General features: G+C 65.2%; 11 protein-coding genes. 1 reads left to right on the forward strand and 10 read right to left on the reverse strand.

What is annotated here, in order from left to right:
- Positions 1 to 27 precede the first annotated feature (27 nt).
- From ABZW96_RS13865 to ABZW96_RS13910, 10 genes are all read right to left on the reverse strand, one after another.
- Positions 28 to 348: a hypothetical protein gene (locus tag ABZW96_RS13865; RefSeq protein ID WP_355074403.1), complete on the reverse strand. Its 321-nt coding sequence runs from the start codon at positions 346 to 348 to the stop codon at positions 28 to 30.
- Between the two features lie 40 nt (positions 349 to 388).
- Positions 389 to 901: a hypothetical protein gene (locus ABZW96_RS13870; RefSeq protein ID WP_355074405.1), complete on the reverse strand. Its 513-nt coding sequence runs from the start codon at positions 899 to 901 to the stop codon at positions 389 to 391.
- Positions 902 to 1918: 1017 nt separating this feature from the next.
- Positions 1919 to 2998: a hypothetical protein gene (locus ABZW96_RS13875; protein WP_355074406.1), complete on the reverse strand. Its 1080-nt coding sequence runs from the start codon at positions 2996 to 2998 to the stop codon at positions 1919 to 1921.
- Between the two features lie 335 nt (positions 2999 to 3333).
- Positions 3334 to 3858, reverse strand: a complete 525-nt coding sequence (locus tag ABZW96_RS13880) for a flavin reductase family protein (RefSeq protein WP_355074408.1) — start codon at positions 3856 to 3858, stop codon at positions 3334 to 3336.
- Between the two features lie 9 nt (positions 3859 to 3867).
- Positions 3868 to 4215 carry a cupin domain-containing protein gene (locus tag ABZW96_RS13885; RefSeq protein WP_355074410.1) on the reverse strand — a complete coding sequence of 116 codons (348 nt, stop codon included), beginning with the start codon at positions 4213 to 4215 and terminating at the stop codon, positions 3868 to 3870.
- A 12-nt stretch (positions 4216 to 4227) separates the two neighbouring features.
- Positions 4228 to 5682, reverse strand: coding sequence for a 4-hydroxyphenylacetate 3-hydroxylase N-terminal domain-containing protein (locus ABZW96_RS13890; protein ID WP_355074412.1), 1455 nt, complete (start codon positions 5680 to 5682; stop codon positions 4228 to 4230).
- A complete protein-coding gene (locus ABZW96_RS13895; RefSeq protein ID WP_355074413.1) occupies positions 5666 to 6364 on the reverse strand; it encodes a DUF2848 family protein in 699 nt (232 codons plus the stop codon). Before ABZW96_RS13895 ends, ABZW96_RS13890 begins: the two co-directional genes overlap by 17 nt.
- Positions 6361 to 7173 carry a carbon-nitrogen family hydrolase gene (locus ABZW96_RS13900; protein WP_355074415.1) on the reverse strand — a complete coding sequence of 271 codons (813 nt, stop codon included), beginning with the start codon at positions 7171 to 7173 and terminating at the stop codon, positions 6361 to 6363. The genes ABZW96_RS13895 and ABZW96_RS13900 overlap by 4 nt, the downstream gene beginning before the upstream one ends.
- Before the next feature lie 26 nt (positions 7174 to 7199).
- The gene (locus tag ABZW96_RS13905; RefSeq protein ID WP_355074417.1) at positions 7200 to 7844 is read right to left on the reverse strand and encodes a GntR family transcriptional regulator; all 645 of its coding nucleotides are present in this window, start codon (positions 7842 to 7844) and stop codon (positions 7200 to 7202) included.
- A 524-nt stretch (positions 7845 to 8368) separates the two neighbouring features.
- Positions 8369 to 8503: a hypothetical protein gene (locus ABZW96_RS13910; protein WP_355074418.1), complete on the reverse strand. Its 135-nt coding sequence runs from the start codon at positions 8501 to 8503 to the stop codon at positions 8369 to 8371.
- 15 nt (positions 8504 to 8518) lie between these two features.
- On the opposite strand from ABZW96_RS13910, the gene ABZW96_RS13915 reads away from it, so the two are divergent.
- A complete protein-coding gene (locus ABZW96_RS13915) occupies positions 8519 to 9256 on the forward strand; it encodes a hypothetical protein (protein WP_355074419.1) in 738 nt (245 codons plus the stop codon).
- Positions 9257 to 9288 lie beyond the last annotated feature (32 nt).

Raw genomic sequence — 9288 nt, forward strand, 5'->3', positions numbered from 1 at the left:
GGATAGCAGGCGGATGCATCGGGGGTATCAGTCCCGGATATAGAGCACGGTGCGTGGGCCGCGCGGGTGGCCGATGGATTGGTAGAGACGTGCCGGTGCTGGGTAGGCATGGTCGCCGCGGGGCAGGATCGTCGAGGAGGTGGCTCCGAGAGACCGGAATGCGTGCAGCAGGACGATGTTGACCGCCTTGGCGAGGCCCTTGCCGCGGAATGACGGAACGCAGGATACCGGCTCGACCAGGCCAACGCGGTTGATCTCGTCGTACCAGCCCAGTGCGGAGGCCACCCATTGACCATCGGGCGCAACGACAACGAGGTCTGTCTGCTCGCGGTAGGGATAGGCCGCCATAACCCTGCGGTAGCCGTCGCTGGTGACTCGGGAGCCGAAGTCAGACCAACCTGCGCGATGTGCTGCCGCCCGCCGTTCGGCGGCGCCGTGGGTGACATGGGTTATGGAGAACCCGTTCGGGATGGCTGGTGTGGGCAGGTCGGTCAGGTCGTGGGTGCGGCGGCGGAAAGAACGGTCCGTCCTGCTGTGGTGTGTAGCCACGTCCGGTCAGTGCCGTGCTCTCATGGCTATCGTCTTCCATCACCAGGCAGGAAAGCCTCGGCCCCGAGGCCGTTGTCTCGAACCAGTCCAGCACCAGCGGCAGCAGGCTGGTCGCGGCCGGGTCGATGAGCAAGCCCAGATGTCCGGGCAGTTCTACCCACGCCCATGCCAGCACCACGCCGCGTTCCTCCCATACCGACACGCGGAACTCCGCTGTCGTATCAGGGACCGAGTTCCAGGCCCATGCGATGTCGCCGATATGGAATCGACGCTCTGGTGACCAGATGCGCTGCGCCAGCGATTGCAGGCAACGAAGGGCTGCGGAATCGCCGCAATCTCGTCGAGTTGCCATGGGCTCTCCCTTCCGTTCGTACCGACGGCTGCATCGTCCGCCCACACCAAGATGTCCTGCAACGGATTCAGAACACCGAGGCGCGGTGGTGGGCTTGGCGGCCGGAGGGATGACTCACTGACCTCGTGGCCGACCACCGCACGGAGATCGGTGACACAAACGATGAAATTCGGTGACAGATGCGGCGATCAGACCGACGAAAACCACCAGTTCGGACAGCGTGGTCAGTGACAAATACGGCGATCGGTCACAGCCGCAACCTCAACACCGCTGACCGGCCACCCGGGCACCGAGCAGCTCACTGTCCCACGCGCCCGCACGGACACCATCCACGCGCGGGCGGCGCCCGCGAACCCCGCCGATACCTTCCACCCCGCCAGCGAACACCCTGCCGATCCCCGGGGCCCTGGGCGAGGCACTGCCCGCCGGTGGGCGACCACCCGATAGCTGATCGCCTCCACCGGAAGCCGGGCCCAGGACTGGGATTGCTCGCCGCGGCAACCTCCGCCGAGGAATGGACCGTGGTCTCGGCTACCCGCGCCTCGGGTTGCTCGCCGTCGCGGAAATGGGCGGAAAAATCTCCCGCTTGGCCCACACCCCCAACTCGGTGACGCCCCCTTCGACCTCGCCGCCGTCCTCCTCGACGGCCTTCCCATCGTCGCACTCGACTACCGCACCGCCCCGCCGGCGACCGCACCCGAGCGATCCTCGTCCAAATCCGCAGCCACGAGGCCATCGAGGTGAAAAATCGAACTCCGGGCCATGAACGGCCACGTGGCGCTCACCCTTCGACAGGGTTCCGGGACGCGGTCAAACCAGCGCAGTGGTAGATGGACCCGCTGGCCGAAAAGGCTCCCGAATCCGAACGAGCCCCGAACCGTCTGCGGTGGTTCGGGGCTCGTTCAGGGGTATTCGCGCCTACCGTCCGATCGCTCAAACAGTTGACGGCTCGAATCTATCCTGTCTTCAGGGCATCTAGGAAATCAGCTGTCGCGCCGACAGGTGGACCGTCGCGGCTCAGGCGGCGATACCCAGCATGTTGGCGCGTACTCTGGGCAGTCGACCTGCGATGACCTGGGCGGCTAATTCGCTGGCCTTGCGGTCGTTGTGCCCGTAGTAGCGGTCTGTGGTGTTGACCGACTCGTGCCCCGCATCGCGGGAGACGACGAAGATCGGAACACCGTCCTGCAGTTTCCACGAAATGCCGGTATGGCGCAGCGTGTACGGGGTCAGGACCTTGCCGCCGAGCGTACGAATAGCATGCTCGAACCGGACCAGCAGATCTTCCGGGTCGGCGTCGCGCCACAGCGCCTTGTTCCGCAACAGCCTGCGATCTCTGCGCACCAGCACCTCCAGTCGGCGCAGCGCCGGTTGCCAAGCGTTCTTGTAGAAGTGGTAGGCGGTGACCGGGGTGTCGTTGTCGGTGTGGAACAGCAACCTGTCCCCTGGCTGCTCGAGATCCAGCCGCCGCAAGGTTTCGAGCGGCACGTTGACCGTCCGGATGCCACGCTTGGACTTGGGTTTTCCGAGCACGAGCCTGCTGCCCCGGGCCTTCCACGCCTTGCTGATCCGAACCGCTCCAGTCGCCGGATCGATGCCGCGGACCAGCAACGCACCGACTTCGCTGGGGCGAGCCATCGAGACCAGGCCGAATTCCGCCTGCGGGCGCCACCGCCGGCCCAGCAGCTGCTCGAACAATTCCCATTCGTCGTTGTTGAAGATGTCGATCTCCGCCCAGTCGTGGCGCGGCAACCGCATCCCCGCGCACGGGTTGTAGGGCAGCAACGGCACCGGCCGCTGCTCCACCGCGGCGCGCAACGCCGCGCTGAGGAAGGCGTGCTTGTTGAAGATCGTCTTGGGTGAGTTGCCCTTATCCTGCTGCAGATAGACGATCCAGGCCGTGTCGGTGTCCTGAGTGACCGCGTCCAACGGGGCGCGTGCGCCGAAGAACGGGATGATGTCGTCGCGGATGTAGGCGAGGTATTTGCGGCGGCCATCCTCTTGGATGCCGGTAAGCCGGTTGACATATTTGGTCAGCCACTCGACCAGCAGCATCGTGCCGGATTCGGCGTCGTGTTCGGCGTCGAGGACCTTCAAGGCCTCGATGATCCCGACACGGTCGATCAGCCCGGCCCACCACTGCGCCTTGGCGTAGTCGTCAAAGGACTGCGAGGACTGACGGCGGGTGGCGTCGGTGTCGTAGTAATGGAAGGGGACCTCCCTCCGCTCGGCCGCCCGGAAAAGCCCTGGTCAGCGGCCTGCCGACGACACGTGACTTGCTTCTCACCTGCAGGTTCACAACGCATCGATGCATTTCACCACGGAACGTAACGGGATTGTGGTGACGGCGTCAACACCGCAGCTCAAAGCCGAGCCCGGACGGCGTGCGGGCGCGGTGAAACCGGCCCGCGCCGCCGGGAGCTACGCGATGGTCAGTACCACCACGGCAATTCGTCGTGACCGAAGTCGTGGAAATCGCCGAACCGGCCGGAGTAGAAGGCCAGTCCGGTGCCGTCGCGCCACCGCATGTCGGTGACCTCACCGTAGAACACGCGATGGTCGCCGATGTCGTGCGCGGTGTGCACGCGACATTCCAGTTGCGCCAAGGCATCCGGGATCAGCGGTAGTCCCGACCGGCTCAGGTCCACCGGGATGCCCTCGAACCGCGCACCACCGCGGGTGGCGAACCGCCGCGCAACCGCTTCCTGACGGGAACCGAGAATCGAGACGGCGAAGCTCCCCGTGGTATCGACAGCGTCGGTGGTGCGGCTTCCGTGCGTGAGCGAGACGAGCAGAATCGGTGGCTCGAGACTCACCGAGGTGAGCGAACTGATCGTCATCGCGCAGGGACTGCCGGTCTCGTCGTCCGCGCTGACGACCGCCACGCCGGTGGTGAATCGCCCCATGCTGCGTCGCATATCCGACGGTGTCGGACAATGGAATGCGGGTAGCGTCATCACAGAGCCCTACCTGCTGTGGTAGCGGACTTCGAAGGTGACGACGCCTTCGTCGGTGCGCCAGGGACCGTGCGGCATGCCCGGCGGCCGGCAGGCGTACATGCCTGCGGTGAAGGTTTCGCCGAGGATGAGATCGGTGAACGATCCCTCCAGGATGTACACCTCCTCCCAGAAATCGTGCTTCTGCACACCCATCGGCGTGGAGTCGGCGCCGGGCTCGTAACGCAGGATACGGGTCGCGACGTTGCCCTCCAGGTCCCGAGCAAGGATGCGTTCGGTGATGGCGGGGTCGCCGCCGGGACAGACGGTGTACTCGACATCGGTGACAGGAAAGAACTCGAATTCGGGCTTGGCCATTGCGGTTACCCCTCAGACGGACTCGGACTTGTAGGCTGCGAGGAACTGCTCCACGTCGTGCAGTAGCTCTTCGTAGCCGTAGTTGCGGTAGGTGTAGGCGCCCTTCACCACGAACGGCGCGCCCGCGTAGAACAGTTCGTACTGCTGGTGACGGCCGGCGAATTCGGAGCCGATGATGTCCCAGGCCAGTTTGAACAGCTTGATGCGCTCCTCCGAGGGCACACCGGGCGACTGCACGTAGTGCGTCACATCGCCGGACGTGAGCGGGCTGCTGAGATCGGCGACGCTGGAGGGCAATTGCAGCACTCCGCCGCCGACCAGATCGCGCAGGATAGACAACACGCGCGGGTAGATTTCCGACTGCAATCCCATCGATCCGTACAGTGCACGCTTGCCGGGCACCCACTGGCCCGCCTGGTCGGCGGTCGCGGTGTACTCGGCGGCCAGCACCGCCGACTCGACACCGGCCACGAGCGCGGCGAGTTCACCGAGCTTCTCCTGGACGCTGGGGATCTTGTCGACGCCGTTGACCTGGGTGACCCGACGGGCCACGCCCGCGATGAATCGCAGCTTGGTGGCGAACCGGATCTGGGCCTGCCAGTTGCCGAGTGCGTGCGCCCCGGTGTCGAAGAACTGCCGCCGCACGCCGGTGGTGTCGCGGTCGACGAAGACGCGGTCCCAGGGAACGAGCACGTCGTCAAACACCACCAAGGCGTCGGGTTCGTCGTAGCGACTGGTCAGCGGATAGTCGAAACTACTCGTCGCGGCAGGGGCGTAGGGGCGACGGCAATAGAGCTTCAGTCCGGCGGCATTGGCAGGGACGACGAACGACACCGCGAAGTCCTGATCGTCCGGGCCCAGCGGCTTGATGCACGACACCAGGATCTCGTCGGCGATGGCCGCGCCGGTGGCCAGCATCTGCGAGCCGCGCACGATGAGTCCCTCCTCGGTTTCGCGGACGACGCCGACCTGAAGGAACTCTCCTTCCCAGCCTGATGCGGTGGTCGCGCGTGACACCTGCGGCGGGATGATCGCGTAGGAGACATACAGGTTCTCCGCGAGCAGTCGCCGGTGGAAGGCGGTGACGTTGGCGGAGAGGTCGCGGGTGCCGTCGGCGAAGATTTCCGGGTGCGCGGCGAATGAGGCCAGGAAGGTGCCGACGTGGTCGGGGCTGCGGCCGACCCAGCCATGCGTGTGCTGTGCCCAGGTCTGGATCGCTTCGCGGCGGGCACGCAGTTCCTCCTGGCTGCGCGGAATGCCGAAGACCCGGTTGGCGGTGGCGCCGGTTTCCGGCGCGGTGTACTGCATCCCGTTGGCAGGGTCGGCAGCCAGGTCGAACAGTTCGGCGATAGTGTGCGCGACCGGCGCGAACGCGGGGTGCACGGTGACGTCGTCGACCTGTTCGCCGTCGACGAGCACAACCCGCCCGTCGTTCAACGAGGCCAGGTACTCAGCTCCCGTACGCATCTCGAGCTCCTTCGATGGTGGTGTAGGTGTGGGTCAGGGCGCGCCCGTCGGGCAGCACGAGTTCGAGGTCCCAGCGCTTGCCGGGAGTGAACCGGCCATCGAGCAACGGCAGGGTTCCGGCGAAGCAGACGATGTCGCCCCCGTCGTCGCCAAGCCGTTCCGACACCACGCCGAGCAGGTCGCCGGGGGGCAGCAGCGCAGCGAGCGTGCCGTCCTGGTAGAGCCGCCCGTCCACCCAGCTGCGGACGTGACAGGCGTCCCAGTCGAACTCCGCCCAGTCGTCGATGGCGACCACATCTGGTCCGATCGGCTTAGCGCAGGCCCGTTTTGATTCGCCGACGTCGACGGTCTCCAACGTCCGGTCGGTGTGATCGGAGCCTACACCGAGGAAGTACCGGCCGCCGTACCGCAGCAGGACCGGTTCCACCTCACCAGAGGTGTCCGCACTGGGAACGACGGTGCGCGCGGCGGTGGTAACGGTGGCGGTGGCGATCGGATACAGCATCGGAACGTCTTCCGGCGGCGCGACCCCGATGGCGGCGAGTTCCTCGATGTGGTGTCGCACCGCGGCTTCGTCGCGGCCTGTGTAGCCCGCGACCAGCGCCCGTGCACCGGAGAGACGGAGAATCTCGCCGGATCCGACGACGGTGCAGCTGAACAGGGCAGAGAGGGTGTCGGTCACGACAGCACCTCCTGCGGGTTCAGGAAGCTGTAGTCGTTGAGCCGGTCAGACAGCACAGGGAACTCCGCGCGGGTGGATCCGACGACTCCAGGATCGAGCTCGGCCAGGGTGAAGCTTTCAGACTCGTCGGCCTCGGCAAGCACCTCCCCCCACGGGTCGACAATGCGGCTGTGGCCACCGAGTTCCACCCCATTGTGGGTGCCTACCGCGTTGCAGGCGATGACGACGACCTGGTTGTCGACTGCGCGGGCGGAGGTGAGCAGCCGCCAGTGTGCCAGCCGGGCTTTCGGCCAGGCTGCGGGCACGATGACGATCTCAGCGCCCGCTCGCACCAGTTCGGTCCAGAGTCCGGGGAAGCGCAGGTCGTAGCAGGTGGTCGCGGCGGTGGCGCCGAAAACCGTGCGGGCGACCAGGATCTGCTGTCCAGGTCGCAGGAGGTGCGCTTCAAGCGAATGGTAGCCGAAGATGTGAATCTTGCTGTAGTGGTGAACGATACGCCCGTCCGGATCGATCAGCACCGCAGTGTTGCGCAGTTTGCCGTCGTCGAGCTGCTCGATGATGCTGCCCGCGTGCAGATAGCAGCGACGCTCGCGCGCTATAGCCTGCAGGACCTGGACGGTCGGCCCGTTCAGCCCCTCGGCGCCGGCGGCGTAGCCGTCGAAGTGGTTGTAGCCGACCCGCCACAGCTCCGGCAGCACGATTAGATCGGCGTCGGCGCTGAACCCGGCGAGCAGCTGTCGTACCCGCTCGAGTCGGTGTACCGGGGATTCGGTGTCGGGGCTGGCGATCTGCGCCAGAGCGACTTTCATCAATTCGTCCTTATGGTGAGTGAAACTCAGAACCTGGGCTGCTTCAGCGAGCACAGGGTGGTGTCGAGGTGCTCACGCACGGCGCGGATGGCGGCTTCGGTATCACTCGCGGCCAGCGCCTCGACGATTGCCGTGTGCTCGATGAGGACTTGTTTCTTGCGCTGCTCGTCGGAGAGCATGATGCGCACACCCATTCGCATCTGCCGGTCGCGCAGCGAACGGTAGAACTCGTGCAGCACCTGATTTCCTGCGGCGCGGATCATGGTGGTGTGGAATTCGAGGTCGTGTGCGATGAATTCGACAGGGTCGGTATCGGCTGCCTGCCGGGCCACCAGTTCACGCAACCGCGCGGGCACCTGACCGGGATTTGGGGCGACCTGGATGGTCGACCACTCCTCCACGACTCGCCTGGCCTGCATCAGGTCGTCGACGTCCTTGTCCGTCAGCGCGGGGATGTAGGCGCCCTTGTGCGGCACCCGGCGGATGAAACCCTCCGCCTCCAGCCGTAGCAGCGCTTCGCGGACCGGGGTGCGCGAGGTGCCCGAGGCCCCGGCGACCTGGGCCTCCGACAGGAACATCTCTTCCTCACGCGGGAGAGTGAGTATGGTGTTCTTCAACCACTCGTAGGCCAGCTCCGGCGCGGGGGTGGGGCTGGTTTTCGATGTCGTCACGAGACGCCCTCTCCTGGGTTGTTGCGGGATACTTGCATCTAGATGCCCCAAGCGGGCGTTGGAGGAAACTGCCGAGCTCGGTGCTTGTTGACGCAACCACCGAGCCTCCCGACCGTCGAACCGTACTGCGAAGCCAGCCACGATCCTGTCGCATACTAGTTGTATACTATCAGTCCACAATCTATCAAGAGCTGAGGCATTGTGGTCGTCGGCCGGCCCGCGGGATTGCGCGCCCGTCAGATGCCATGCGCGGCCGGGCACATAGTCGAGACTCGCACCACGGATTCGGTAGGAGCGGTGGTCTTCGCGCTGTCAGCCATGGCACGGTTATGCTGATGTGTCCAATGCCAGACGGCCGAAAGGCTTCATCGACGGCGCGGGCCGCACCGGTCACGATGGAGTTTAGCTCGATGCGGGCCATCACTTCATTGACGCAATAGATCTAGGCAAAGTGACAGCTCGCTCACCGAATCGCAGTGAGTACATCGGCACGGCGGAGTTCTTTCCATCCAACGGGTGGACTCTCACAACCCAGCGGAGAGAATCTCAGGATTGGCCTTGATGACGGTCGGCGTGTTGCCGACGTCGCCCGCGATCAAGGAATCACCGTGGCCACCCTGTACCGCTGGAAATAGCAGGCCCTGGTCGACCACGGTCACGCACCCTGCACCCCCATGGTCGAGTCGGCGCGCCCTACGAATGCGTTGAACAGCGTCAAGCAGCTCGAAGAAGATCTGCGCGCGACTCGGCTGGCGGCCCAAATCCTCGACGAACCACTATCAGCCCGCAAGGCGGTTCCGGTTGTCGCGGCCTTGACCGGGCAAGCAATCGACATCCGCACCGCCTGCCGCGTGCTCTGGATCCCTGAACACCGCTACCGTAATCACCGCACCCTGGCCCCAGCCAGCGCCGACTTCGTCACAACATGCTCGCCGAACGATCAGGGCCATCAACGCCGCGTCGAGCAGATGCTACGGCGCGCCTCGTATCGATACCGAACTCACCATCGGATGAGCATCAAGGCCGGAACCGGGCAGGTGCACACAACCATGATTCTTTGGTTCAAGGCATCTCGGAAGCGCTACAGCAATCAGGACGTAGTCACTCCGATCTTGGGAAGCGCGATTTCACCCAGCCCGCGAAAACCAGTTGCGGTGCACCGACATCACCGAAAATCCCACACGCGAGGGAAAGGTGTACTGCTGCGCGGTGCTCAACACCTACTCCCGGCGCATCGGCGGCTGGGCCATCGACCTCCGGCAACAGCGTCACTGGTGCTCAGCGCGCTCGACATGACCATCGCGACCCGCTCAACGGATCTGAATCGCCCCGGTGGGGAGTGTCGGGTGAACGGCTCTGGCTCACTTCCGGTGGTGCCCGGGCTATGCGAGCAGGATGCGGTGCCGAAGTAGTGGAAAACTGGCCCGGCCATACATTTGTCGCT

Origin of the sequence: Nocardia sp. NPDC004168 (genome assembly GCF_040610355.1) — a bacterium.
Taxonomy (GTDB): Bacteria; Actinomycetota; Actinomycetes; order Mycobacteriales; family Mycobacteriaceae; genus Nocardia; species Nocardia sichangensis.